23 protein-coding genes are annotated in these 26,540 nt (G+C 62.6%); 10 read left to right on the forward strand and 13 right to left on the reverse strand.

What is annotated here, in order from left to right:
- Positions 1–9: 9 nt before the first annotated feature.
- The 5 genes from NOX35_RS04130 (at position 10) to NOX35_RS04150 (ending at position 4,648) form a co-directional block, all read left to right on the forward strand.
- Positions 10–546 carry a shikimate kinase gene (locus tag NOX35_RS04130; protein ID WP_182287098.1) on the forward strand — a complete coding sequence of 179 codons (537 nt, stop codon included), beginning with the start codon at positions 10–12 and terminating at the stop codon, positions 544–546.
- Between the two features lie 63 nt (positions 547–609).
- Positions 610–1,707 (forward strand): 3-dehydroquinate synthase, encoded by a 1,098-nt coding sequence (gene aroB / locus NOX35_RS04135; protein WP_256495832.1) that lies wholly within the window; start codon positions 610–612, stop codon positions 1,705–1,707.
- An 84-nt stretch (positions 1,708–1,791) separates the two neighbouring features.
- On the forward strand, positions 1,792–2,970 hold the full coding sequence (locus tag NOX35_RS04140) for a deoxyguanosinetriphosphate triphosphohydrolase (protein ID WP_182285680.1): 1,179 nt from the start codon (positions 1,792–1,794) through the stop codon (positions 2,968–2,970).
- A gap of 155 nt (positions 2,971–3,125) precedes the next feature.
- Positions 3,126–3,743, forward strand: a complete 618-nt coding sequence (locus NOX35_RS04145; protein ID WP_182285681.1) for a DUF1415 domain-containing protein — start codon at positions 3,126–3,128, stop codon at positions 3,741–3,743.
- Complete coding sequence (locus NOX35_RS04150; RefSeq protein WP_256495835.1) at positions 3,743–4,648, forward strand: SAM-dependent methyltransferase; 906 nt, start codon at positions 3,743–3,745, stop codon at positions 4,646–4,648. Before NOX35_RS04145 ends, NOX35_RS04150 begins: the two co-directional genes overlap by 1 nt.
- A 45-nt stretch (positions 4,649–4,693) precedes the next feature.
- On the opposite strand, the gene pgi is transcribed toward NOX35_RS04150, so the two are convergent.
- Complete coding sequence (pgi, locus tag NOX35_RS04155; protein WP_256495836.1) at positions 4,694–6,298, reverse strand: glucose-6-phosphate isomerase; 1,605 nt, start codon at positions 6,296–6,298, stop codon at positions 4,694–4,696.
- Positions 6,299–6,310: 12 nt separating this feature from the next.
- Positions 6,311–7,276 carry a transaldolase gene (gene tal, locus NOX35_RS04160; RefSeq protein ID WP_182285684.1) on the reverse strand — a complete coding sequence of 322 codons (966 nt, stop codon included), beginning with the start codon at positions 7,274–7,276 and terminating at the stop codon, positions 6,311–6,313.
- A 244-nt stretch (positions 7,277–7,520) separates the two neighbouring features.
- Between tal and NOX35_RS04165 the strand changes: the two genes are divergently transcribed.
- Positions 7,521–8,366 (forward strand): SIS domain-containing protein, encoded by an 846-nt coding sequence (locus NOX35_RS04165; RefSeq protein ID WP_003058703.1) that lies wholly within the window; start codon positions 7,521–7,523, stop codon positions 8,364–8,366.
- 212 nt (positions 8,367–8,578) lie between these two features.
- Here the strand turns inward: NOX35_RS04165 and catC are convergent, their stop codons facing one another.
- The 10 genes from catC to NOX35_RS04215 form a co-directional block, all read right to left on the reverse strand.
- On the reverse strand, positions 8,579–8,863 hold the full coding sequence (catC, locus tag NOX35_RS04170) for a muconolactone Delta-isomerase (RefSeq protein ID WP_003062020.1): 285 nt from the start codon (positions 8,861–8,863) through the stop codon (positions 8,579–8,581).
- A gap of 50 nt (positions 8,864–8,913) precedes the next feature.
- Positions 8,914–10,251, reverse strand: a complete 1,338-nt coding sequence (locus NOX35_RS04175) for a short-chain fatty acid transporter (RefSeq protein ID WP_256495837.1) — start codon at positions 10,249–10,251, stop codon at positions 8,914–8,916.
- 218 nt (positions 10,252–10,469) lie between these two features.
- Positions 10,470–11,207, reverse strand: coding sequence for an SDR family oxidoreductase (locus tag NOX35_RS04180; RefSeq protein WP_256495838.1), 738 nt, complete (start codon positions 11,205–11,207; stop codon positions 10,470–10,472).
- 52 nt (positions 11,208–11,259) lie between these two features.
- Positions 11,260–11,568 (reverse strand): YciI family protein, encoded by a 309-nt coding sequence (locus NOX35_RS04185; RefSeq protein WP_182285687.1) that lies wholly within the window; start codon positions 11,566–11,568, stop codon positions 11,260–11,262.
- Positions 11,569–11,587: 19 nt separating this feature from the next.
- Positions 11,588–12,649, reverse strand: coding sequence for a cyclase family protein (locus tag NOX35_RS04190; protein ID WP_256495839.1), 1,062 nt, complete (start codon positions 12,647–12,649; stop codon positions 11,588–11,590).
- Between the two features lie 68 nt (positions 12,650–12,717).
- Positions 12,718–13,515 (reverse strand): 3-oxoadipate enol-lactonase, encoded by a 798-nt coding sequence (pcaD, locus tag NOX35_RS04195; RefSeq protein ID WP_182285689.1) that lies wholly within the window; start codon positions 13,513–13,515, stop codon positions 12,718–12,720.
- A gap of 156 nt (positions 13,516–13,671) precedes the next feature.
- Positions 13,672–14,667 (reverse strand): tripartite tricarboxylate transporter substrate binding protein, encoded by a 996-nt coding sequence (locus NOX35_RS04200; RefSeq protein WP_182285690.1) that lies wholly within the window; start codon positions 14,665–14,667, stop codon positions 13,672–13,674.
- Between the two features lie 166 nt (positions 14,668–14,833).
- Positions 14,834–16,045: a 3-oxoadipyl-CoA thiolase gene (gene pcaF / locus NOX35_RS04205; RefSeq protein WP_256495842.1), complete on the reverse strand. Its 1,212-nt coding sequence runs from the start codon at positions 16,043–16,045 to the stop codon at positions 14,834–14,836.
- A gap of 71 nt (positions 16,046–16,116) precedes the next feature.
- Positions 16,117–16,758, reverse strand: coding sequence for a 3-oxoacid CoA-transferase subunit B (locus NOX35_RS04210; protein ID WP_182285692.1), 642 nt, complete (start codon positions 16,756–16,758; stop codon positions 16,117–16,119).
- A gap of 31 nt (positions 16,759–16,789) precedes the next feature.
- Positions 16,790–17,491, reverse strand: coding sequence for a 3-oxoacid CoA-transferase subunit A (locus tag NOX35_RS04215; protein WP_003058692.1), 702 nt, complete (start codon positions 17,489–17,491; stop codon positions 16,790–16,792).
- Between the two features lie 103 nt (positions 17,492–17,594).
- On the opposite strand from NOX35_RS04215, the gene NOX35_RS04220 reads away from it, so the two are divergent.
- The 4 genes from NOX35_RS04220 to NOX35_RS04235 all read left to right on the forward strand — a co-directional run bounded on the left by NOX35_RS04220 (position 17,595) and on the right by NOX35_RS04235 (position 25,695).
- Entirely contained in the window at positions 17,595–18,431 is an 837-nt protein-coding gene (locus NOX35_RS04220) for an IclR family transcriptional regulator (protein WP_182285693.1), read from the forward strand.
- A gap of 88 nt (positions 18,432–18,519) precedes the next feature.
- Positions 18,520–19,227, forward strand: coding sequence for a transposase (locus tag NOX35_RS04225; protein ID WP_256495844.1), 708 nt, complete (start codon positions 18,520–18,522; stop codon positions 19,225–19,227).
- A gap of 182 nt (positions 19,228–19,409) precedes the next feature.
- Complete coding sequence (locus NOX35_RS04230; RefSeq protein ID WP_182285695.1) at positions 19,410–24,146, forward strand: glutamate synthase-related protein; 4,737 nt, start codon at positions 19,410–19,412, stop codon at positions 24,144–24,146.
- Between the two features lie 73 nt (positions 24,147–24,219).
- Positions 24,220–25,695 (forward strand): glutamate synthase subunit beta, encoded by a 1,476-nt coding sequence (locus tag NOX35_RS04235; RefSeq protein WP_012837053.1) that lies wholly within the window; start codon positions 24,220–24,222, stop codon positions 25,693–25,695.
- A gap of 144 nt (positions 25,696–25,839) precedes the next feature.
- On the opposite strand, the gene NOX35_RS04240 is transcribed toward NOX35_RS04235, so the two are convergent.
- Positions 25,840–26,289 (reverse strand): DUF3293 domain-containing protein, encoded by a 450-nt coding sequence (locus NOX35_RS04240; protein WP_256495847.1) that lies wholly within the window; start codon positions 26,287–26,289, stop codon positions 25,840–25,842.
- Positions 26,290–26,540 lie beyond the last annotated feature (251 nt).

Here is a 26,540-nt window from a genome sequence, read left to right on the forward strand (position 1 = left end):
GGTAACGCGATGACTGTTCTAAAGAAATTTCATATTGCCCTTGTGGGCTTGCCAGGCTCCGGCAAATCCACCATCGGACGCTATTTGGCCAAGCGTTGGTCTATGCCTTTTGTGGATGTGGATACTGCCATTGAAGAGCATATTGGCTGCACGATCCGCGACTTTTTTGCCAAGGAAGGCGAGTCCAGATTCAGGGATGTAGAGCAGGAGGTGCTGGCGGCGCTGCTGGCGCGATCTGATAAAACGGTGGTTGCCACAGGTGGCGGAGCTGTGCTGAAGGCCGAGAACCGGCAAGCGCTGGCCGAGCATGCACAGGTGGTCTATCTGAGTGCATCACCGCATGAAATTGCCAAGCGCCTGCAGCGAGACACCCAGCGCCCCTTGCTGCAGGTGGACAATCCTTTGCAGCGCTTGCTGGATTTGCACGCCATCCGGGATCCGCTCTACAAGGAAGTGGCGGATTTTGTGGTGGCGGGCAGCGGCCTGTCCGCTACGCAGGTGGCTCAGCGAGTGGCCATGCAGATCGAGCTCGGTCAGCATTCCTGATTCCGTTGAAAGCTTGTTGTCCGGTGCGCCGTATGCACTGCCTGCTATGTATTTTGAGAGAGATTGAACGTGGAAACAGTGCATATTGATCTGGATGAACGCAGCTATCCCATCGTGATTGCAGAGGGCTTGCTGGCCCAGAGCTCCACTTGGCGGACATTGCCCAAGGCTGCTGCGGCTCTGGTCGTGACGAATGATGTCGTGGCTCCGCTTTATCTGTCTGCGCTCAAGCAGGCCTTGAGCGGCCAATACGCGCAGGTTCACGAGGTGGTGCTGCCCGATGGTGAAGCCCATAAAGACTGGCAGACTCTGAACCTGATTTTTGATGCCCTGCTGCAACACGGCTGCGACCGCAAGACGGTGCTGTTTGCGCTGGGCGGTGGCGTGGTGGGAGATATGACGGGCTTTGCTGCCGCCAGCTATATGCGTGGCGTGCCTTTTGTGCAGGTGCCGACCACGCTGCTGTCCCAGGTCGATTCCTCGGTGGGGGGCAAGACTGCCATCAACCACCCACTGGGCAAGAACATGATTGGGGCCTTTTACCAGCCGCAGCTGGTGCTCTGCGAGCTGGCCACGCTGGATACCCTGCCCGAGCGCGAGTTGAGCGCAGGTCTGGGGGAAATCATCAAATACGGCCCTATTGCCGATATGCAGTTCTTTGACTGGCTCGAACAGAACATGGATGGCCTGCTGCGCCGCGACCGCGACCTGCTCGCCCATGCCGTCAAGCGAAGTGTGGAGATCAAGGCCTGGGTCGTTGGGCAGGACGAGAAGGAAGCGGGTCTGCGCGCGATTCTCAATTTTGGTCATACCTTCGGTCATGCGATCGAGGCCGGCATGGGCTATGGCAACTGGCTGCACGGTGAAGGCGTGGCTGCAGGCATGGTGATGGCAGCGGAGCTGTCCCAACGTCTTAGCCTGGTGGAGGCGGGCTTTGTCTCGCGTCTGCGCAAGCTGATCGAGCGAGCGGGCTTGCCGGTGCGCGCAGCGGTCATCGATGCCCAGGACAATGCGGGTCGCTATCTGGAACTGATGCGGGTTGACAAGAAATCCGAAGCCGGTGAAATCCGCTTCGTGCTGATCGATGGTCCCGGCAAGGCCGTGATGAGGTCGGCACCCGACGCACTGGTGCGTGAAGTGATCGAGAGTTGCTGCGCTTGATGCATGGCGCTATGTGAGCAGACCCTGGGGGAAGCGAGTCCATAGCTGTTAGAGTCATTGCATCGAGTTGTTGAGGCGATTTGCATGACCGCTCTGGCTTCCTATGCCTGCCATCCCCAGCAAAGCCGCGGGCGTCGCTTTGCTGAGCCCCAGGCTCCCACGCGTAGCGACTTTCAGCGCGATCGGGATCGCATTGTTCACTCCTCGGCCTTCAGGCGACTGGTTTACAAGACCCAGGTCTTTGTGAACCATGAGGGCGATCTGTTCCGAACCCGGCTCACGCACTCTCTGGAAGTGGCGCAACTGGGGCGCTCCATCGCGCGTTCTTTGCGGCTGGATGAAGACCTCGTTGAAGCCATCTGTCTGGCGCATGATCTGGGGCATACACCTTTTGGACATGCGGGGCAGGATGCGCTCAATGAGTGCATGAAGCCCCATGGCGGTTTTGAGCACAATCTGCAAAGTCTGCGTGTAGTGGATAGGTTGGAGGAGCGTTATCCTGCCTTTGACGGTCTGAACCTGACTTTTGAAACACGCGAGGGAATTCTCAAGCATTGCTCGCTCAGCAATGCGCAATGGCTGAATGCACGTGAGCCCGGCGGCGTGGCTCAGCGTTTTCTGGACGGTACTCAGCCTTCTCTGGAGGCGCAGCTATGCAATCTGGCGGATGCGATTGCCTATAACGCCCATGATGTGGACGACGGCGTTCGATCGGGCTTGATCACCATGACCCAGTTGCGTGAAGCCGTGCCTTTGTTCGCCCGCTATTACACCTCGACATTGGCGGATTGGCCCGATCTGGCTCTGCCGGATGCTCAGCGCAAGCTGCTCTATGAAAGCATTCGCCGCATGCTCAGTGATCAGGTCTATGACGTCATCCGTCACTCACAGGCCGGTATTGAGCAGGCGGCTGTGCGCTCGGTGCAGGAGGTTCGCCAGCACGGGCGGACGCTGATCGGTTTCAGCGAAGAGATGAAAGCGCAGTCCCAGGTGCTAAAGCAGTTCTTGTTCAGGCAGCTCTATCGGCACCCTCGAGTCATGCAGACCATGGACAGTGCTCAGCAAGTCGTGAAAGAGCTGTTTGCCGCCTATATGGTGGAACCTGAGCGCATGAAGCCGCGCTTTGTTCAGCGTGCCCATATCGTCACTACCCTGCATGAACGTGCGCGAGTGGTGGCGGACTTTATTGCGGGTATGACGGATCGTTATGCGGCGCGCGAGCATGAACGCATCACCGGGTTGAGGCTGCTGGGCGAGGCCTGAGGGAAGCTCGCCAACGGTCTTGCCGCCAGTGGCGAGCATGGCACAGGCCGGATCGCTAAAATAGCGATTCTGTGTATCTAGAGCCGGAATATTTCCCGCCCAGTGCGCATTCTTTGGGGGCGATGGCCCCCGTTTGCATTTTGGAGGGCCCTGTCATGACCGAAACTTCAACCATCGCCGATCAGGCTTTCCCGCCAGAGCTTGTGATTGCGGATACCGTGCGCTGGCTGGAAAAGGCCGTGATAGGTCTCAACCTATGCCCTTTCGCCAAAGGCGTGCATGTCAAAGCTCAGATCCACTATGCCGTCAGCGATGCGACCGATGCGGAGGCTGTTGCCGAGGCCCTGCATCGCGAGCTTGAGGCCCTGGCCGAAGCCAGTGCGGAAAAACGTGACACCACACTGCTGATCCTGCCCCATGCCTTGCAGGATTTCCTGGACTTCAATGACTTCCTTGAAGTGGCCGATGCCATGGTCGAGGAGCTTGATCTGGGCGGTATTTTGCAGGTCGCCTCATTTCATCCTCAATTTCAGTTTGAGGGCACTGATGTGGACGACGTTACCAACTGCACCAACCGCTCTCCCTATCCCATATTGCACTTGCTGCGCGAAGACAGCATCGACAAGGCTGTGGAGGTGTTTCCGGAAGCCGAGACGATATACGAGCGCAATATGGAAACGCTGGAAAAGATCGGTATCGAGGGCTGGCTGGACCTGGATGTCGGGGCCCGCTGCCCCGTGACCGGCCATGCTCAGACGAAGGCAGAGAAGTGATGGGCAAGACCGATAAAAAGCAGAACCTGCAAAAGCCCGCCAAAACAGGGACGTCAGATATCGCCGAGCAACTGGGGCTCAAGCCCGGCCAGAGCCTTGAGCTGCTCAAGGCCCTGCATATTCTGACGCGCGAGGGCAAGCTCAACCAGGATTCGCGCCGCAAGCTCAAGCAGGTCTATCACCTCTATCAGTTCATCGAGCCTTTGCTGACAGAGCTATCCAAGGATGGGCATGCCGTGACACTGGCCGACCATGGCGCAGGCAAGTCCTATCTGGGGTTCATTCTTTACGACCTGTATTTCAAGGCCCTGGACCAGGGACGGATTTACGGCATCGAGACGCGTGCGCCGCTGGTCGAGGCATCTCAGAAGCTGGCGACTGAACTTGGCTTCGAGCGCATGGAGTTTCTCAATATGTCGGTGGCCGAGTCCACGCGAGCAGACTTCATGCCTTCGCAGTTCGATGTGGTCACGGCCTTGCATGCCTGTGATACGGCGACTGATGATGCGATCGCCTTCGGGCTGGAAAAGCAGGCCCGGGCCATGGTGCTGGTGCCTTGCTGTCAGGCCGAGGTGGCCGCATGTCTGCGCCAGACCAAGGCCATGAGCCTGGCGCGCACTCCGCTGGCCGAGTTGTGGCGTCACCCGATCCACACTCGCGAGATTGGCAGTCAGATTACCAATGTGCTGCGCTGCCTGTATCTGGAGGCTTGTGGTTACCAGGTCACGGTCACCGAGTTGGTGGGCTGGGAGCACAGCATGAAAAACGAATTGATTGTGGCCCGTTATACGGGACAGAAAAAGCGCAGTGCGGCGCAACGCCTGCGTCAGCTGCTCGCCGAGTTTGGACTGGAAGGTCTGGCGGGTGCACGCTATCCCCATTTGCCGGAAACCAGCGCGGTCTGAGCAGGCTTGAAGCATGAGCCCTGCCGGGCCCGCTGCTTGTGATGCTCAGTGACTTTCCATCAGGCGCTTCATCAGCTCCTGCGTCGACGCGTCCACTCCTGCCCAGTCATTGCGGTTCTGGCGAGCATGCAGCTGCTTTGCCAGCTTCTTGCCCAGCTCCACACCCCACTGGTCGAAGCTGTTGATGTCCCATATGGCGCCAGAGACAAAAATGCGATGTTCATACAGCGCAATCAAGGCGCCCAGAGAGGCCGGATCCAGTCTTTCAAGCATCAAGAAACTGCTGGGGCGATTGCCGGGACAGTCTTTTTCCAGACCTTCTCCACAGCGCCCCACCATCAGCGCCTGGGCCTGGGCAATCGCGTTGACCACCAGGCTTTGATGGTGCTCTCCCAGGTATTTGCCCCCGTCGCGCAGGGCAATGAATTCGACCGGTATGACATCTTGCCCCTGATGCAGCATCTGAAAGAAGGCATGTTGCCCATTGGTGCCGGGTTCGCCCCAGATCACCGGCGCAGTGGGGACGGAGAGCCGAGCGCCATTCTTGTTGATGCGTTTGCCGTTGCTCTCCATCTCCAGCTGCTGCAGATAGGCTGTCAGGCGGCGCAGCCCATGGCTGTAAGGCGCGATGCAGCGGCTGGAAAACTGGCAGAAATTGCGATACCAGATGTCCAGCAGGCCCAGGCGCACCGGGAGATTGTTCTCCAGAGGGGCTGTGAAAAAGTGGGCATCCATCGCGTGCGCGCCGCTCAGCAGCGCCCTGAATTGCGCCGAGCCTATGGCGATGGCAATGGGCAGCCCGATGGCGGACCACAGCGAAAAGCGTCCGCCCACCCAGTCCCAGAAGCCCAGAGTGCGCTGTATGCCGAACTCTGCGGCCGCCTGGGTATTGGTGGTTAGGGCCACGAAATGCCGGTCAATCGAGCATGGGGCCTGCGGATCTGCGCTGCCCCCATGGTCGAGAAACCACTGTCTGGCCGAGCGTGCATTCAGCATGGTCTCGGCCGTGGTGAAGGATTTGGAGGCAATCAGGAACAGCGTGCTTTCCGGTTTGACCCGGCGCAGCACATGCCCCAGTTCGTGCCCGTCCACATTGGAGACAAAGTGAAAGTTCTTGTCCTTGTCTATCCAGTCCTCAAGGGCATTGACCACGACTTCAGGACCCAGATGCGAGCCGCCGATGCCGATATTGACGATATCGGTGATCTGTTGACTGCCCCTGATCTGATCGGCCAGGGCGAGCATGCTATCCAGCGTGTCGTGAACGCCACGCAGAGCCGAATGCATGTCCTGGGGCCAGGACCGAAGCACAGGTGACTGGGCGAGCTGCCCGCCGTCTGCAGGAGTGCGCAGCAGCCAGTGCATCGCGCTGCGCTGCTCGCTGGGATTGATGACTGCGCCGGCCAGCATGGCATCGCGCTTGCTTGCGAGCTGGCTATCGACGGCAAGCTGTCTCAGCAAGGCCTCGGTCTCGCTAGTCCATAGGTTCTTCGACAGATCGGCGAATACATGCGGTGCCTGCATGCTCAGTGCATCAAGACGTTGTGGGTCTTGTGCAAAAGCCTGGCGCAAATCCAGATGCTGGATCTGCGACCGGTAGTGGGTTTGCAAAGCCTGCCAGGCAGGCAGCTCGTGACAAAGAGGGGTCAAAGGAAATGTCCGTCAATCTGCAGCCGCTTGCTGCATCAATGCTTCCAGCTTCAGGGTGTCTGCGGTGAAAGCGCGAATGCCCTCGGCCAGCTTTTCGGTGGCCATGGCATCTTCGTTCAGCGCAAAGCGAAACGAGGCCTGGTCATACAGAACGCGTTCCTGTGGCTGGGCTCTGGCCTTGTTCGGGTCCAGGGCGCGGGTCAAAGGCATGTCATCGTCCTGCTGTGCGCGGAGCTGGGCCAGCAGCTCAGGTGCAATGGTAAGCAGATCGCAGCCCGCCAGAGCCAGAATCTGGCCGGTATTACGAAAGCTTGCACCCATGACCTCGGTGGAAACATCGAAGTGCTTGTAATAGTCGTAGATTTTCTGTACGGAGCGCACGCCCGGATCATTGGTCCCGGCCATGGCGGCCTCATCCCACTGCGCGCCGGCCTGCTTTTTGTACCAGTCGTAGATGCGGCCCACAAAGGGTGAGATGAGCTGGACCTTGGCCTGACCGCAGGCAACGGCCTGGCAGAAGGAGAACAGCAGCGTCAGATTGGTGTGAATGCCGCGCTGCTCGAGAATGCGGGCCGCTTCAATCCCTTCCCAGGTGGCGGCGATCTTGATGAGCACGCGCTCGGTGTGGATGCCTGCGGCCTGATACAGCTCGATCAGTCGCTCGGCGCGCGTGACCGTGGCCACGGTGTCGAAAGACAGGCGGGCATCAACCTCGGTGGAGACACGACCGGGTATGGTGCTCAGAATCTCGCAGCCGAAGCGCACCAGCGTCCGGTCCATGATTTCGTCCAGCCCTCTGTCTTTGAATTGCGCCACGGTGGCGCGCATCAGCGGCGCATATTCGGTCTTTTGAACCGCTTTGAGAATCAGGGATGGATTGGTGGTGGCATCTTGCGGTTGAAACTGCGCCAGTTGATGAAAATCACCGGTGTCCGCGACCACGGTCGTGAATTGCTTGAGCGCCTCCAACTGATTCATGTCCATCCTTTGCTGTGTTTCAAACTAACCAGCAAGTGTAGAGCGTGAATCCCTGATTGAGAATGAGCTTGCAGATGCTCCGTTTGATGATGCATCAAGGCAAACCCTGTTGAATATGCGCGCTCGCCTATTTATTTGCGGAAATATGCAAGTTTTGCTGTCATTTTGCGAGGCGTGAGGCGCTTCGGTCTTATGCTCGCCTTTTTCTGCACTCATTCATTGCCTCCACCTCATCTGCGCCAATATGCTTGATCGGATTACTGCCTCCCTTCCGTCCCTGGCGCCTGCAGAGCAGCGTGTTGCACGCCTGGTACTGGCCGATCCGCGGGCCTTCGCGCATCTGCCGGTGCGAGAGCTGGCAGTGCGGGCACATGTCAGCAAACCCACGGTGGTGCGCTTTTGTCGCAGCATGGGCTATGACGGCCTGGCGGACTTCAAGCTCAAGCTCGCGGGCAGCGTCAGCGAAGGCGTGCCCTTCATCCATCGCAGTGTGGACAGCGATGACAAGACCAGCGATGTCATGGTCAAGGTGGTGGACAACGCGGTTGCCGCTTTTCTGCAGTACCGCAATGCAGCCAGCACGGCGGCCATAGAGCAGGCTGCGCAGGCGATTGCAGCGACCTGGCAGACGGGCAAGCGCATCGAGTTCTACGGCGCCGGGAACTCGGGCATCGTGGCGCTGGATGCCCAGCACAAGTTCTTCCGCCTCGGTGTGACCAGCCTGGCCACCAGCGATGGCCATATGCAGGTCATGAGCGCCACCTTGCTGGGGCCGGGGGACTGCGTGGTCATTATTTCGAACTCCGGCCGAACGCGGGATCTGATGGATGCGGCGGATATCGCCCGCAAGAACGGGGCCACCACGATTGCCATCACGGCCAGCGGCTCTCCTCTGGCCTCGGCCTGCCAGGTGCATCTGGCGGCCGATCACCCCGAAGGCTACGACCGCTACAGCCCCATGGTGTCGCGGCTGCTGCACCTGCTCATCATCGATGTGCTGGCGACCTGTGTGGCTTTGCGCATCGGGCCTGCGCTGCAGCCGGCGCTGGAGCAGATGAAGAACAATCTGCGCGCCAAGCGCTATACCTGAAGACCTGCAAAGACGCGGCTTGGGGCAGGCAGCAGCGAAGGTGTGAATGCTCTTTTAATAGGAGCTTATACCGCTTTGCTGATAATGATTTCAGATATAAAACATATTGAAATCTTTTTTGAATAGTCGGCGATAGCTATCAAAAAAAGCCCATGCGGCCAGAGACTGCATGGGCTTTGTTGCGGACGGGCGCTGGCCCGCCGCTGTCGTGCTTACTCCTGCACGATGGAGGAGGGGTGGTTGGCCAGGGGCTTTACCTTGATCTGCATATAGGGGAACAGTGGCAGGCCGCTGAGCAGGCTGTGCAGTTCGTCATTGCTCTGGACGTCGAAGATGCTGACGTTGGCGTATTCGCCCACCACGCGCCAGATATGGCGCCACTTGCCTTCGCGCTGCAGCTTTTGCGAGTATTCCTTCTCGTCCTGCTTGATCTGCGCGACCAGTGCGGGGTCCAGCGAGTGGGGGATCTGGACAATCATTTCGACCATGTACAGCATGGGGTTCTCCTAGGTGAGGATGTGAACGGAAAAAGTACGCTGGCGCTCTGTTACAGATGAGGCCAGATCAGCATGGTGGTCGCGTAGATGACGCCGACCAGCATCATGGAAACCACGGTATAGCCCATGATGTCCTTGAGCTTGAGCTTGGACAAGGCCAGGGCCGGCAGGATCCAGAAGGGCTGGACCAGGTCGTTCCAGCCATTGCCCAGCATCACCGACATGGCGGTCTGGGCTTGCGAGGCCCCCAGAGTCTTGGCCGCGTCAATCATGAACGGGCCCTGCAGCACCCAGTGGCCGCCGCCCGAGGGCGCGAAGAAGTTGATCACGAAGGAGCTGACCAGGCCCCACAGCGGCAGCGTGTGCTCGCTGGCGACGCTCACGAAGATGTGGGCGATGGACTCCACCAGGCCAGAGCCATGCATGATGGCCATGATGCCCGCGTAGAAGGGGAACTGCAGGATGATGCCGCCGATGGTCTTGACGCCTTCGTTGACCTTTTCCACGTAGAGCATGGGTGTTCTGAGCAGCAGCACGCCCAGGAACAGGATGAAGAAGTTGATCATGTTCAGGTCGAGGTTGCCGCCCTTGACGAAATGCAGCACCACATAGGCCATGCCGCACAGGCCGATCAGCAGATTGAGCACGCGGCTGTTGTTCAGGCGGTAGGCCAGGGTCTTCTGGTCGCCCAGCAGGTCGTGGCCTGCGCCGCCCTTGCCTTCGTCGGCGGCCACGGCGGGGTCCAGTTCCACGATCTTCTCGCCGGCCTTGGGATGCATGGCGGCATTGAGCAGCGGCAGGGCAATGAGCACGGCCAGACTGGTCAGCAGCATGGGTGCGGAGAAGATGGTCTGCGTCAGCGGGATCAGGCCCATGCTGCTCTCGAAGGTGTGGCCCTTGGTCGAGATCAGCACCGGAATCGTGGCCGAGAAGCCCAGGCTGTACATGGTGAAGCCGGTATAGGCCGAGGCGATGATCAGCGGATAGTGAACGCCCTTGACCTTGAGCGCCAGCTTGCGCGCCATGATGCCACCGATCACCAGGCCGAAGCCCCAGTTCAGGTAGCTGCCCACGCAGCCCACGATGGTGGCCACGATGATGGCCTGGCGCGGTGTGTGCACGTGGCTGGCGATGCGGTCCAGGAAGCGGTTGACCAGGGGCGCAGCCGCCAGCACATAGCCCATGACCAGGATCACGGCCATCTGCGTGGTGAAGGCCAGCAGGCTCCAGAAGCCCTTGCCCCAGTCCTCGACCACGAGGTTGACGGGCCGGCTTTCCACGGCAAAGGCCAGGACCATGGTCAGCAGGGTCAGCAAGATGGCAAAGACAAAGGGGTCGGGCAGATACTTGCGCATCAGCTCGGTGAAGAAGGCGGTGATTTTCGACATGGGTACCGGTCTCCGGGGGTGGAATGATTTATGGGGAGAGGAAGGCGCCTGCGCCGCGGGGGCGCAGGGCAGGAACGTGGCTTTGCGGAAGTGGCCGGCAGGGCTCGCGTCAGAGACGCCGAGCCAGGGCCGTCCCGCAGCGAGGGCGTCGTCCCCTCCTGCGCAGCGAGAGAGGGCGCCGTGCATGCAGGCAAGCCGCAGCGCGGCTCAGGAGGCGTTTATACGGACGCCACGCCGACGGTCATCCCGCCGCAGACATAGAGCACCTGTCCGGTCACAAAGCCACTGCGCTCGTCGAGCATGTAGGACACGGCATGGGCCACATCCTCGGGAGTGCCCACGCGCTTGACGGGGACTGACTGGATGATCTTCTGCGTGCGCGGTGCATCGGGCGGGTTGGCCTTGTCGAACAGCTTGGTGCGGATGGGGCCGGGGCCTATGGCGTTGGCCGTGATGCCCCACTGTCCCAGCTCCAGCGCCCAGACGCGCGTCATGCCGATCAGGCCGGCCTTGGTGGCAGCGTAGGCGGTGCGCAAGTCCTTGCCCAGCGCGGCGCGCGAGGACATGTTGACGATGCGCCCGAAGCCCGCCTCCTTCATGCCGGGCAGCAGGGACTGCATGCACTGGAAGGCGCAGCGCAGGTTCAGCGAGACGGCCAGGTCGAACTCGGCCAGGGTCTGGGACGCGGCGTCATTGGGCACGACCACGCCCACGTTGTTGACCAGGCGTGTGATGGGGCCGCCTTCCAGAGCCTGACGCAGGGCGCGGGCTGTGTCCTCGGTATTGCTGAGGTCAGCCTGGATGCCGCCCGGAACGTGATCGACCACGCGGTCGATGATGATGGGCTCGTAGCCATCGGCGCGGCAGCGCTCTGCAGCGGCGGCGCCGATGCCGGCACCGCCGCCGGTGATCAGCACACGGGGGCGGACGGGAAGGGAAGCGTTCTGGGAAGACATGGCAATACTTTCGGACGGAATGCGGGGAAAGGGCTGGGCTGCCGGGCGGGAGCTAGGCCGCCGCAGGCAGGTGGCTGGCGCCGGCCACATAGGCTTTGCGCCAGCGGGTGATGGACACGCGCTCGAACAGGCCGGCGGCGAAGAAGGGGTCGGACTCTATGAAGGACCGGGCTGCTTCGCGCGTGTCCAGTTCCACCACGTACAGGCCGCCGCCGAGGTCGCTGCCGTCGTCGGCCAGCTTGGCGCCGCAGGCCAGCAGCAGGTGCTTGTGGGTGTCCAGGAAGCCCAGGTGCGCGGGGCGATGGGCCTGGCGCACGGCCTGGTGGCCGGGCTTGTCGAAGGTTTCGATGATGAAGGGCATAAAGGCTCCGGCGTTGGGCTCAGACCGTGGCGACGGGCGTGACCGGCGAGGCGATGGCGCCCGGCAGGTTCAGCGGCGGTGCCGTGAGCAGGAAGCGGTGGCGACCGTGCTCGCGCAGCCAGTGCGCCAGCGGCGTCAGGTGCCACAGCTCGCCCAGGTGCACGCCCAGCTTGAACAGGCAATGCTCGTGCAGCGGCAGGGCCGCGCAGCAGGCAGCGCCGGGGCGCGCCGGGAAGGCCTCGACCGCGTAGTTGTCGGTGGCGATGACGGCGATCTGGCTGTCGGTGATCCACTGCAGCAGGCGCGCATCGCGCCCGTCGAGCACGGCGCAGGCGTGTTCCAGCACCTCGGGGTCGGGGTTTTTGTGCATGTCCAGCACCCGCTGGGCAAAACCCGTGTGCAGGCACAGCATGTCGCCGGGCTCGATTTGCACGCCGTCGGCGGCGATGGCCTGCATCAGCTGCTCGTAGCCGACCACGGTGCGGGCGTCGCCGAAGTGGGCGCGCAGGTCCACCATCACCCCGCGGCCCTGCACGCCGTTGCGGGCCATGCCTTCAATGCCCAGGGCCTTGGCGCAGCTGGTGCTGGCGTTGTCGTCCAGGTGCGCGGGAATGCCGGTGCCGCTCAGCTCGGCGGGGCCCACGATGTCGATACCCGCAGCAAAGCCGTTGTAGTACAGCGGCTCGGGCAGACCGTCGCCATTGGCATCGAACAGGGCGCCCACATGGGCCAGGCCGTCCCACTGCGTGGAGTACTGCAGCGACAGGATGACCATGTCGTCCGAGAGCACGTCGGTACGGCCCGGCTCCAGCTCCTGCAGCAGGCAGTTGAAATTGACGCGGCCCTTGCGCTGCAGCGGACGCAGCACCGGGGGCTTGCGGTTGGGATTGAGGGCGCTGCCGCCCGGGTAGTCCAGGGGCAGGCTCAGCGCAAAGCGCTGGCCGGTCTGCACTTCGGCCACGCCTTGGCGGACTTTTTCGGGGGTCAGCAGGTTCAGGCGGCCGAGCTGGTCGTCTTCACCGAAATCGCCCCAGGTCGAGCCTTCGGGGCGATGTCTCCAGCGGCGGGAGAGTGTGGGCATGGCGGTCTCCGTGTCACAGGCCGTGACGGCCGCTGCCACAGAAGGGCAGCCGGTCGTCGCGGCGTCGGTCAGTGCTGGCGTGCAAAGCCGGCCAGGGCTTGTTCGAAGGCCTCGGGCGCCTCCAGATTGGACAGGTGCGAGGCCTGCAGCTCGACCAGCTGCGAGCCGGCGATGGCGGCCTGCATGGCCTGGGCATCGGCCACCGTGGTCACGGGGTCATGCGCGCCGGCCACCAGCAGCGTGGGCGTGGCGATGGCGGCAATTGCTGCGCGCAGGTCCTCGCGGGCCAGTGCTTCACAGCAGCTGGCATAGCCTTCGGGCGCGATGCCGGCGATCCATCCCTGGGCGCGTTGCACCACGGCCGGCTGGGCAGCCGCAAAACCGGGCGTGAACCAGCGGCCCGGCGACGATTCGGCCAGGACCTGCATGCCGGCTGCGCCGTTGGCGCGCACCTGGGCGGCTCGCTCCAGCCAGGCCGACTCCACGCCGATCCTGGCGGCGCTGTTGGCCACGGTGAGACTGCGCAGGCGCTGGCCGGCATTGACACCCAGCCACAGGCCGGTCAGGCCGCCCATGGAGATGCCGCAGAAATGCGCCTGCTGTACCTGCAGCGCGTCGAGTATGGCCAGCACATCGTGGCCCAGCTGGTCAAAGTTGTAGGGGCCGTCGCTGCAGACGCTGGCGCCATGGCCGCGCGTGTCGTAGCGCAGCACGCGAAATTCGCTGCGCAGGGCAGTTGCCTGTGCATCCCACATCTCCAGCGTGGTGCCCAGGGAGTTGGACAGCACCAGCACGGGGGCGTCGTCAGGGCCTTGCAGATCAATGCGGAAATCGCCGCTGGCGGTGGAGAGCAGGGAGGTGGTCATACAGGCTCGTAAAAGGGGTGGAAAGAAGCGCGCCGCAGTGGTGCGTCCTGGGTCAGGGGGCAGCCGAGCAGGGGCCTTGCTGCCCGCAGCGACGGCTACGAGAGCGCGCCGTGCCACGGGGGAAGCCGCGCAGCGGCTCAGGGGGAGTGTTGGATCTCAAACGCTGGCGCCGGAGTCCTTGACCACCTTGCCCCACTTCTTGGCTTCGGCGTCGATGAACTTGGCAAAGCCTTCCTGGGTGTCGATCACGACTTCACCGCCCTGGTCGTTGATCTTCTTGATCACGGCGGGATCCTTGAGCACCTTGGCAATGGCGGCATGCAGCTTTTGCTGGATGTCGGCAGGTGTCTTGACAGGAACGAAGAGACCGAACCAGGAAGTGGCCTCGTAGCCGGGCACGCCGGCTTCGGCCACCGTGGGTACATCGGGCAGTTCGGGCGAGCGCTTGGCGGTGGTCACGGCGATGGGGCGCAGCTTGCCCGAACGCACATGCTGGATGGCCGAGGGCATGTTGTCGAACATGATGGCGATCTGGTTGCCCAGCAGATCGGTGATGGCCGGCGCACTGCCCTTGTAGGGCACATGCACCATGTCCAGATGGGTCATGGACTTGAACAGTTCGCCTGACAGGTGGATGGAGCTGCCCGAGCCCGAGGAGCCGAAGTTCAGCTTGCCGGGATTGGCCTTGGCGTAGGCCATCATTTCCTTGACGGTCTTGAATGGCTGGCTGGGGTGGGCCACCAGCAGATTCGGCACATTGGCAACCCGGGTCAGAGGGGCGAAGTCCTTGACGGGGTCGAAGGGCATCTTCTTGTACAGGGCTTCGTTGATGGCGTGCGTGCCCACAGTTCCCATGAACAGGGTGTAGCCGTCGCCGGCTGCACGGGCTGCTGCCTGGCCGCCGATATTGCCGCCCGCACCGGGACGGTTGTCGATGATGATGCTCTGGCCCAGTTCGGTGCTCAGGGCCTGACCCACCACGCGCGCCAGGATGTCGGTCGTGCCGCCGGCCGAGAAGGGCACGATCATGGTGATGGGCTTGCTGGGATAGGGCGTCTGGGCCATGGCGGGAGCCGTGCCCAGAGCGAACAGGGCGGTTGCTGCCAGGGTCTGCAGGCTGCGGCGGCGAGACAGGGAAAGGGAATTGGACATTGAGGTCTCCGGAAAAAGGCAAGACACCGCCGGCCAGTGGCCGGGGCGCGGGCTGCCGCGGTGGCACACCTGCGAGAGAAGGTGCACGCCAGCGGTCGTTGTTTTTGAGCAAGAGGCAAGGGGGCGGCAGCAGGCCGGGCGGGGCCCGTCTCTGCCGCAGTCGGGATCAGACGCGTTCGAGCACCACGGCAATGCCCTGGCCCACGCCGATGCACATGGTGCACAGCGCATAGCGGCCGCCCAGGGTATGGAGCTGGTTCACGGCCGTGGTGGCCAGGCGGGCGCCCGATGCGCCCAGGGGGTGACCCAGGGCGATGGCGCCGCCCCACTGGTTGACGCGGCGGTCGTCGTCGGCAATGCCCAGATCGCGCAGCACGGCCAGGCCTTGTGCGGCAAAGGCTTCGTTGAGCTCGATGACATCCATCTGCTCAAGAGTCAGCCCGGTCTGGGCCAGCACCTTGCGCACGGCGGGAGCCGGGCCGAAGCCCATGATGCGCGGCGCGACGCCGGCCACGGCCATGCCGACCACACGGGCGCGCGGCACCAGGCCGTACTGCTTGGCCGCTTCCTCGTTGGCCAGCAGCAGGGCGCAGGCGCCGTCGTTGACGCCGCTGGCATTGCCGGCCGTGACCGTGCCATCGGGGCGTACCACGCCCTTGAGCTTGCCCAGCGCCTCGATGGTGGTGGCGCGGGGGTGTTCGTCCTGACTCACGACAATGGGGTCGCCCTTCTTCTGGGCGATGGACACGGGCACGATCTCGCGTGCCAGATGGCCGGCGGCAATCGCTGCCGCTGCCTTTTCCTGGCTGGCCAGGGCCATTCGGTCCTGGGCTTCGCGTTCGATCCCGAAGTCGTCGGCCACGTTTTCGGCGGTCTCGGGCATGGAGTCCACGCCGTACTGGGCTTTCATCAGCTTGTTGACGAAGCGCCAGCCGATGGTGGTGTCGTAGACGGCATTGCTGCGGCTGAAGGCGGACTCGGCCTTGGGCATGACGAAGGGCGCGCGGCTCATGCTTTCCACGCCGCCGGCAATCATCAGGCGTGCTTCGCCGGACTTGATGGCACGCGCGGCGGTGCCGACAGCGTCCAGGCCCGAGCCGCACAGGCGGTTGATGGTGGCGCCGGGCACATCGATGGGCAGGCCGGCCAGCAGCGCCGACATGCGGGCCACATTGCGGTTGTCCTCGCCGGCCTGGTTGGCGCAGCCGTAGAGCACATCGGCCACGGCGGTCCAGTCCACATTGGGGTTGCGCTGCATCAGCGCCCTGATGGGCAGGGCGCCCAGATCATCGGTGCGCACGCCGGACAGCGCACCGCCGTAGCGACCGAAGGGGGTGCGGATGGCGTCGCAGATAAAGGCTTGGTTCTGGTTGCTCATGGCATGTCTCCGTTATGAAAATTGAGCTTGGGGTCTAGGCCGGATTGGCAAGAAAGCCGTCAGCGGGCCGTTCAGGCCGCGATGGGCAGGCCCACGATGCGTTCGAGTTCGGCGTGCTCCAGTCCTTCGACCTTGTCGATCAGGCGCAGCCCTTCGGCAGTGCAGGCCAGGGTGCACAGATCGGTGTAGATGCGTTTGACGCAGCCCAGGCCGGTCAGCGGGTAGCTGCACCGGGCCACGACCTTGCTCTCGCCCTTCTTGGTGAGCAGATCCATCATCACCCAGGTCTGCTTGGCGCCAATGGCCAGGTCCATGGCTCCGCCCACGGCGGGTATGGCGCCGGGCTCGCCTGTGCTCCAGTTGGCCAGGTCGCCCGTGGCCGAAACCTGGAAGGCTCCGAGCACGCAGATGTCCAGATGGCCGCCGCGCATCATGGCGAAGCTGTCGGCGTGGTGGAAATAGCTGCCGCCGGGCAGCAGGGTCACGGGCTGCTTGCCGGCATTGGTCAGGTCGTAGTCTTCGGAGCCGGCCGCCGGTGCCGGGCCCATGCCCAGAATGCCGTTCTCGCTTTGCAGCACGATCTCGCGTCCTGCGGGGATGTGGTTGGCCACCAGGGTGGGCTGGCCTATGCCCAGATTGACATAGGCTCCGTCATGAATGTCCTGGGCCACGCGCAGGGCCAGTTCGTCCTTGCTTCGTTTTTGATAGCTCACGCTTGTATCTCCTTGCTGGACCTTGGCTGGCTCAGGCCGCCTTCTTGAAGCCGCCGGCCTGGGTGGCCACGCGCTCGATCTTCACCACCTGGCTCACATAGATGCCCGGGGTGACCACGGATTCGGGGTCAAGCTGGCCGAGTTCCACGATGTCATGCACGGTGGCCACGGTGAACTTGGCGGCCGAGGCCATCACGGGGCCGAAGTTGCGCGCCGACATGCGGTAGGTCAGGTTGCCCCAGCGGTCGCCCTTTTCCGCCTTGATCAAGGCCACATCGCCATGGATCGGGTACTCCAGCACATAGTGCTTGCCGTTGATCTCGCGCGTTTCCTTGCCTTTGGCAAGTTCGGTACCGTAGGCCGTGGGGCAGAAGAAAGCGCCTATGCCTGCAGCAGCGGCGCGCATGCGCTCGGCCAGATTGCCCTGGGCCACCAGCTCGAGTTCGATCTTGCCGCTGCGGTACAGCTCGTCGAAGACCCAGCTGTCCACCTGGCGCGGGAAGCTGCAGATGATCTTGCGCACCTGGCCGGTCTTGAGCAGGGCGGCCAGACCGGTGTCGCCATTGCCTGCATTGTTGTTGACCACGGTAAGCTCGCGAGCACCCTGGGCGATCAGGCCGTCGATCAGCTCGCCGGGGATGCCAGAGGTGCCGAAGCCGCCGATGAGCACGGTGGAGCCGTCTTGAATGCCGGACAGGGCCTGTGCGACCGAGTCGGCGATCTTGTTGATCATGGGTGTCTCCAATTTTCTATACAAAGACTTGCGCCATTGGCGCTAAAATGTTCGCATGTAGAACATTTGTTCGCTAAAAGAATTGTAGGAAAGGATGAAGAAAATGGAGACTGTAAAAACCACATCAGGGAAAACCCCTGTGGAGATCGATGCAGCCCCGCTCAAGCCCGGCGACAGCTATGTGCAGTCCTTTGCCCGGGGGTTGGAAGTCATTCGTTCGTTCAGTGCCAGGGCGCCGGAGCAGACGCTCAGCGAGGTGGCTGCCGCCACGGGTCTGACGCGTGCCGGTGCCAGGCGCATCCTGCTGACGCTGCAGACGCTGGGCTATGTGCGCAGCGACGGCAAGTACTACGCACTCACTCCGCGCATCCTGGATCTGGGCTTTGCCTATCTGAGCTCCACGCCGCTGTGGAATCTGGCCGAGCCGGCCATGGAGGCGCTGGTGGACGAGGTCAAGGAGTCATGCTCGGCCGCCGTGCTTGAAGGTCTGGACGTGGTCTATGTGCTGCGCGTTCACACGCACAAGATCATGAGCACCAATCTGGGCGTGGGCTCGCGACTGCCCGCCTTCTGGACATCCATGGGCCGGGTGCTGCTGGCGGCACTGCCCCCTGATGAGCTGCGGGCGCTGATGGCCCGGCGCGAACAGCGCGCCTTCACGCGCCACACGCTGACTGGCGACGACGAACTGTATGCCGAGATTGCACGTGTGCGTGAGCAGGGCTGGGCCCTGCTCAACCAGGAGCTGGAGGAGGGGCTGATCTCGATTGCTGCCCCCATACGCAATGCACGCGGCCAGACGGTGGCGGCGCTCAACATCAGTGGTCAGGCCAACCGCACCAGCGAGCAGATGATGCGCGAGAGGCTGCTGCCGCAGTTGCTGGCCGCTACGCGCCACATCAGCCAGTTGCTGAGTGCTTCGGGCCGCATGCATCTGTGATGTCTGGCGTTTGAGAGCGTGTCGGCTCTGGCGCGACGCTTCATAATGACCGAACGCCTTCCCTGTCGCCCCTGTCCAAGTCCGCTCCATGGCCCGTCTTCCCCGTCTCACGCTGGCAAACATGCCGCACCACATCATCCAGCGTGGCAACAACAGCGGCGAGATCTTTGTGGACGCGCAGGATCGCCTGGTCATGCTGGATCTGATGCGCGAGATGGCGCGGCGCTTCGATGTCGATGTGCATGCCTATGTGCTCATGCCCAATCACTTCCATCTGCTGCTGACGCCCAGGACGGAGCAGGGCGTGCCCCGGTTCATGCAGGCCGTGGGGCGCAGCTATGTGCGTTACTTCAACAACCGGCACGGGCGTACCGGCACCTTGTGGGAGGGGCGTTACCGCTGTACCGTGCTGCAGGCCGAGCAGTGGCTGATGGCCACCATGGTCTCCATGGATCTCAACCCCGTGCGCGACGGGCTGGTGCAGCGCGCGGTGGACTGGCCCTGGTCTAGCTATGCGCACAACGCAGGCCTGCAAAGCGATGCGCTCATCAGCCCGCACGCGCTTTTCTGGACCCTGGGCAACACGCCGTTTGCTAGAGATGCTGCTTATGTCAGGGCCGTGGAGGCCGGTCTGGATGCCGATACCCAGGCGCAGATCAGTCATGCAGCCCTGCGTGGCTGGGCTCTGGGCGAGCCCGATTTCATTGAAAATTTGCAACAAAAAACCGATAGACGCGTGAAGCGGCAGAAGGCCGGCAGGCCTGCAGCACGCACAGCTTCGGTGCACGAGGACTAGGCGGCTTTTCCAACTCCTTGTTTTTATTGGAAGACTTTGCTTGATTTTTATATGTCCCTAATTAAATGCAAATAAAAAAAGTTGGGAATTAATTAGAATCTGACCCCAATTAATACTTATTGCATAACTTCATGTCATGTCGTAATCTTGCGTTCCCCGCGATTGATATAAGAGGATTCCCCATGACGACTGCTGCCGAGATCAAGTATCTCCAGGACCACGGTCTGTACTCCAAGAGCAACGAACACGATGCCTGCGGTCTGGGCTTTGTGGCCCATATCAAGGGCCAGAAGCGCCATGACATCGTGCTGGGGGCACTGAAGATCCTCGAGAACATCGACCATCGCGGTGCCGTGGGTGCGGATCCCCTGATGGGCGACGGCGCCGGTATCCTGATCCAGATTCCCGACCAGCTCTACCGCGAAGAAATGGCCAAGCAGGGCGTGGCACTGCCTCCCGCCGGCGAATATGGCGTGGGCATGATCTTCCTGCCCAAGGAACATGCTTCGCGCCTGGCTTGCCAGCAGGAGATGGAGCGAGCCATCAAGGCCGAAGGTCAGGTGCTGCTGGGCTGGCGCGATGTGCCGGTGAACCGCGACATGCCCATGTCGCCCACCGTGCAGGAAAAAGAGCCCATCCTGCGCCAGGTCTTCATCGGCCGTGGTGCCGATGTCATCGTGCAGGACGCGCTGGAGCGCAAGCTGTACGTGATCCGCAAGACGGCCTCGGCCGCCATCCAGAACCTGGGCCTCAAGCACAGCAAGGAATACTACGTTCCCAGCATGAGCAGCCGCACCGTGGTCTACAAGGGCCTGCTGCTGGCCGACCAGGTGGGGGTGTACTACCGTGACCTGGCAGACGAGCGCTGCGTCTCGGCCATCGGCCTGGTGCACCAGCGCTTCTCCACCAACACCTTCCCCGAGTGGCCTCTGGCTCACCCCTATCGCTATGTGGCCCACAACGGTGAAATCAACACCGTGCGCGGCAACTACAACTGGATGCTGGCGCGCGAAGGCGTGATGGCCTCTCCCGTGCTGGGCGAAGACCTGCAGAAGCTCTATCCCATCAGCTTTGCCGGCCAGTCCGACACCGCCACCTTCGACAACTGCCTGGAGCTGCTGACCATGGCCGGCTACCCCATCAGCCAGGCCGTGATGATGATGATTCCCGAGCCCTGGGAGCAGCACGAAGCCATGGACGAGCGCCGCCGCGCCTTCTATGAATACCACGCTGCGATGATCGAGCCCTGGGACGGTCCCGCCTCCATCGTGTTCACCGATGGCCGCCAGATCGGCGCCACGCTGGACCGCAACGGTCTGCGTCCCTCGCGCTACTGCATCACCGATGACGACATGGTGATCCTGGCTTCCGAAGCCGGCGTGCTGCCCGTGCCCGATAGCAAGATCGTGCGCAAGTGGCGCCTGCAGCCCGGCAAGATGCTGCTGATCGACCTGGAGCAGGGTCGCATGATCGAAGACGAAGAGCTCAAGGCCAACGTCGTCAACACCAAGCCCTACAAGCAGTGGATCGAGAACCTGCGCATCAAGCTCGACGAGGTGGAAATCCCCGCCGACTTCAAGGCACCCGCAGCCAAGACCGAGCTGTCCCTGCTGGACCGCCAGCAAGCCTTCGGTTTCACGCAGGAAGACATCAAGTTCCTGCTGACCCCGATGGCTGAAAAGGGTGAGGAAGGCATTGGCTCCATGGGCAATGACAGCCCGCTGGCCGTGCTGTCCGACAAGAACAAGCCGCTCTACAACTACTTCCGTCAGATGTTCGCCCAGGTGACGAACCCTCCCATCGATCCGATCCGCGAAGCGATCGTGATGTCGCTGGTGTCGTTCGTGGGTCCCAAGCCCAACCTGCTGGACATCAACCAGGTCAACCCGCCCATGCGCCTGGAGCTGCAGCAGCCCGTGCTCGACTTCGAAGGCATGGCCAGGTTGCGTGATATCGAAAAGCACACCAACGGCAAGTTCAAGAGCTCGACGATCGACATCACCTACCCGCTGTCCTGGGGCAAGCAGGGTGTGGAAGCCAAGCTGGCTTCGCTGTGCGCCCACGCCGTGGACGAGATCAAGGGCGGTGCCAACATCCTGATCATCAGCGACCGCAACATGAGCGCCACGCAAGTGGCCATCCCCGCGCTGCTGGCGCTGTCCGCCATCCACCAGCATCTGGTGCGTGAAGGCCTGCGCACCACAGCCGGTCTGGTGGTGGAAACCGGCACGGCCCGCGAAGTGCATCACTTCGCCGTGCTGGCCGGCTACGGTGCCGAAGCCGTGCACCCCTATCTGGCGATGGAGACCCTGGTCGACATCTTCAGCCGCGAAGCTGCCCCCATCACTGCCGACAAGGCCATCTATCACTATGTGAAGGCCATCGGCAAGGGTCTGTCCAAGATCATGTCCAAGATGGGCGTGTCCACCTATATGTCCTACTGCGGCGCCCAGCTGTTCGAAGCCGTGGGCCTGAACAGCGAGACCGTGGACAAGTACTTCACGGGCACGGCCAGCCGCGTGGAAGGTATCGGCGTCTTCGAGATTGCCGAGGAAACCATCCGCAACCACGAGGCTGCCTTCAGCGACGACCCCGTGCTGGAAACCATGCTGGATGCCGGTGGCGAGTACGCCTGGCGTGCCCGTGGCGAAGAGCATATGTGGACGCCTGACGTGATCGCCAAGCTGCAGCACTCCACACGTGCCAACAACTTCAGCACCTACAAGGAATACGCTCAGCTGATCAACGACCAGACCAAGCGCCACATGACGCTGCGCGGCCTGTTCGAGTTCAAGTTCGATCCCGCCAAGGCGATTCCCGTGGACCAGGTCGAGTCGGCCAAGGAAATCGTCAAGCGCTTTGCCACGGGTGCCATGTCGCTGGGCTCCATCTCCACCGAAGCCCATGCCACGCTGGCCGTGGCCATGAACCGCATCGGCGGCAAGAGCAACACCGGCGAGGGCGGCGAAGATCCCAAGCGCTATCGCAACGAGCTCAAGGGCATCCCCATCAGCAAGGGCGAAACCCTGGCTTCCATCATCGGCAAGGACAAGGTCGAGTCCGATATCGAACTGCAGGCCGGCGACTCGCTGCGCTCCAAGATCAAGCAGGTCGCGTCCGGTCGTTTCGGCGTGACTGCCGAATATCTGGCCTCTTCGGACCAGATCCAGATCAAGATGGCCCAGGGCGCCAAGCCCGGCGAAGGCGGCCAGCTGCCCGGTGGCAAGGTCTCCGACTACATCGGTGCACTGCGTCACTCGGTGCCGGGTGTGGGCCTGATTTCGCCTCCTCCCCACCACGACATCTACTCGATCGAAGACCTGGCGCAGCTGATCCACGATCTGAAGAACGTGGCTCCGCACGCCAGCATCAGCACCAAGCTGGTGTCCGAAGTCGGTGTGGGCACGATCGCCGCAGGCGTGACCAAGTGCAAGAGCGATCACCTGGTGATCGCAGGGCACGACGGCGGCACCGGTGCCTCGCCCTGGTCCTCCATCAAGCATGCGGGCGGTCCCTGGGAAATCGGCCTGGCCGAAACCCAGCAGACCCTGGTGCTGAACCGTCTGCGCGGTCGTGTGCGTGTGCAGGCCGACGGCCAGATGAAGACTGGCCGCGACGTGGTCATCGGCGCTCTGCTGGGTGCTGACGAGTTCGGCTTCGCCACGGCTCCGCTGGTGGTGGAAGGCTGCATCATGATGCGCAAGTGCCACCTCAACACCTGCCCCGTGGGCGTGGCCACGCAAGACCCCGTGCTGCGTGCCAAGTTCACCGGCAAGCCCGAGCATGTGGTGAACTATTTCTTCTTCATCGCTGAGGAAGTGCGCCAGATCATGGCCCAGTTGGGTATCGCCAAGTTCGACGACCTGATCGGCCGCTGCGACCTGCTCGACACCCGCAAGGGCATCGAGCACTGGAAGGCTCAGGGCCTGGACTTCAGCCGTCTGTTTGCCCAGCCCGAAGTGCCTGCCGACGTGGCCCGCTATCACGTGGAAAGCCAGGATCACCTGCTGGACAAGGCGCTGGACGTCAAGCTCATCGAGCGCTGCAAGCCTGCCATCGAAAACGGCGAGAAGGTGCGCATCATGGAAGTGGCGCGCAACGTCAACCGCTCCGTCGGTGCCATGCTCTCGGGCGCGGTGACCAAGCATCACGCCGAAGGCCTGCCAGACGACACCATCCGCATCCACTTCGAAGGTACGGGTGGTCAGTCCTTCGGTGCCTTCCTGTGCAACGGCATCACGCTGAACCTCAGCGGCGAAGCCAACGACTACACGGGCAAGGGTCTGTCCGGCGGCCGTGTGGTGGTGCATCCCAGCCATGAGTTCCGTGGCTCGACGACGAGCAACACCATCGTGGGCAACACCGTGATGTTCGGCGCCACCAGCGGTGAGGCCTTCTTCAGCGGCGTGGCTGGTGAGCGCTTTGCCGTGCGTCTGTCCGGCGCCACGGCCGTGGTCGAAGGCGTGGGTGACCACGGCTGCGAATACATGACCGGCGGTACCGTGGTCGTGCTGGGCAAGACCGGCCGCAACTTCGCGGCCGGCATGAGCGGCGGTGTGGCCTATGTCTACGACGAGGACGGCAAGTTTGCCGAGCGTTGCAACACCGCTTCGGTGAAGCTGGAGAAGGTGCTGCCGCATGACGAGTTTGTCTCGCGTGTCGATCCCGGCATCTGGCACCGCGGCCAGAGCGACGATCAGCAGCTGCGCAATATGGTGGAGGCTCACAGCCGCTGGACGGGTTCCAAGCGCGCCCGTGATCTGCTGGACAACTGGGCCGCAGCGCGTGCCAAGTTTGTCAAGGTGTTCCCGACCGAGTACCAGCGTGCACTCGGCGAGATCTTTGAACGCAAACAGAAGGAAAAGCAAGCTGCGAAAGCGCCAGCAGCTCCTCAAAAAGAAGCAGTAGCCGCCAAGTAAACACGGCTCCAAGCGGTGGCGGCCAGGCGGCCACCGCACTGCAAGCGAACACAGATTTCAAGGATTAAAGATCATGGGAAAGACCACCGGCTTCATGGAATACGAGCGCATCGAAGAGGGCTATGCCCCCGTTGCGGAACGTCTCAAGCACTACAAGGAATTCGTCATCGGCCTGACGACCGATCAGGCCAAGGTGCAGGCTGCACGCTGCATGGACTGCGGCACGCCGTTCTGCAACAACGGCTGCCCGGTCAACAACATCATTCCGGACTTCAACGACCTCGTGTATCAGGGTGACTGGAAGAACGCCATCACCACGCTGCACAGCACCAACAACTTCCCCGAGTTCACGGGCCGCATCTGCCCCGCACCCTGCGAAGCTGCCTGTGTGGCCAATATCAATGGCGACGCCATCGGCATCAAGTCCATCGAGCACTCCATCATCGACCGTGCCTGGAGCGAAGGCTGGGTCAAGCCCCTGCTGCCCAAGCACAAGACCGGCAAGAAGGTGGCCGTGGTCGGTGCCGGCCCTGCAGGCATGGCAGCGGCCCAGCAACTGGTGCGCGCCGGCCACGACGTGACCCTGTTCGAGAAGAACGACCGCGTGGGCGGCCTGCTGCGCTACGGCATTCCCGACTTCAAGCTGGACAAGGGCCTGATCGACCGCCGTGTCGAGCAGATGGTGGCCGAAGGCCTGAAGATCCGCACCGGCGTGCTGATTGCCGGCAAGGACGGTCTGGGCAAGGATTCCAAGGTCACCAACTGGGCCAAGGAAACCATCAGCCCCGAGCAGCTCAATGCCGAGTTCGATGCCGTGCTGCTGACCGGCGGCTCCGAGCAGTCGCGTGATCTGCCCGTGCCCGGCCGCGATCTGGAAGGCGTGCACTTCGCGATGGAGTTCCTGCCCCAGCAGAACAAGGTCAATGCGGGCGACAAGCTCAAGGGCCAGATCCGTGCGGACGGCAAGCATGTCATCGTCATCGGCGGCGGCGACACCGGCTCCGACTGCGTGGGCACCTCCAACCGCCATGGCGCCAAGAGCGTGACCCAGTTCGAGGTCATGCCCATGCCGCCCGAGCAGGAGAACAAGCCCCTGGTCTGGCCTTACTGGCCGATCAAGCTGCGTACCTCGTCCAGCCACGACGAAGGCGTGGTGCGTGAGTTCGCGATCTCGACCAAGGAATTCGGCGGCGAAAAGGGCAAGGTCAAGAGCCTGACCACCGTGCAGGTCGAGTTCAAGGACGGCAAGCTGAGCGAAGTGCCCGGCACGGAAAAGGTCTGGCCTGCCGATCTGGTGCTGCTGGCCATGGGCTTTGTGAACCCGGTTGCCACCGTGCTCGAAGCCTTTGGCGTCGACAAGGATGCACGCGGCAACGCCAAGGCCAGCACCGACTTCATCGGCGGCTATGCCACCAGCGTGCCCAAGGTGTTCGCTGCCGGCGACATCCGCCGCGGCCAGTCGCTGGTCGTGTGGGCGATTCGCGAAGGCCGCCAGGCGGCGCGTGCCGTGGACGAGTTCCTGATGGGCGCCAGCGAACTGCCGCGCTGATCATTCGCAGCGGGTCATCACACAAAAGGCATTCCCTGGAATGCCTTTTGTTTTTGATAGCTGCAAGCGCTTGCCTTAAATAGAATCCAGATATATTTCAATAGTTTTTTGATTGCTGTAAAGCGTAAGGCGCTATCAAAAAAGTCAGCGCAGCCACAGAAGCCGGGGGCAGGCGTCGGCACCGCTCCACAGCACGGCGTTCTGCTGCCAGTGCCGCCCCCATTGCAGCGCCGTGTCGGCGCCCATGCCCCAGATCAGCACGCTGTCCTCTGCGGGCCACTGGCCTTGCGGGTCCTGGCCGCAGCCGTCCAGATACTGCCAGCCCTCGCTGTCCAGCGCATGGCGCAGGGCGCGCATGCGACGGGCGTTCTCCGCCGGCTCCAGGATCTGTCCCCAGGGATTGCAGGCCGTGAGATAGCAGGCGGCCTGGATGGGCTGCCGTCCCAGTTGTTGCCCGAGCCAGTCGTTGTGTTCACCTGCGCGTAGCGTCTGTGCGACAGCGCCCTGGGGTGCATCGACCCGGTAGAGTGCGTCGCGATAGGCCTGCTGCAAGGCGGCGGGGAGCTGGCTGGTGTCGGGTGATGGTGGTGACATGGTGTGGAGTTTGGCAAGCTTGCACTTGGTGAGGACTTGCGCAGACAAGAATGCAACAACGGCCTGCCCCCTGAGGCAGCCGTCTTGCCTGAACCTGTTTTGCGTAAGTCGTGATGGTTTTGCGACCGGCGAGTGACGCACTGGCCCGTCTGCGCGACAATAGCGGATTCGGCGCTGGCGGCAGCCCGGCTTCGGGGCGGCTGCGGTGGCCCCGGACGGGAGACAAAGCCCCTGCCTCCGCTTTTTCCACT

This window comes from Comamonas sp. C11 (genome assembly GCF_024496285.1).
Taxonomy (GTDB): Bacteria; Pseudomonadota; Gammaproteobacteria; order Burkholderiales; family Burkholderiaceae_C; genus Comamonas; species Comamonas testosteroni_F.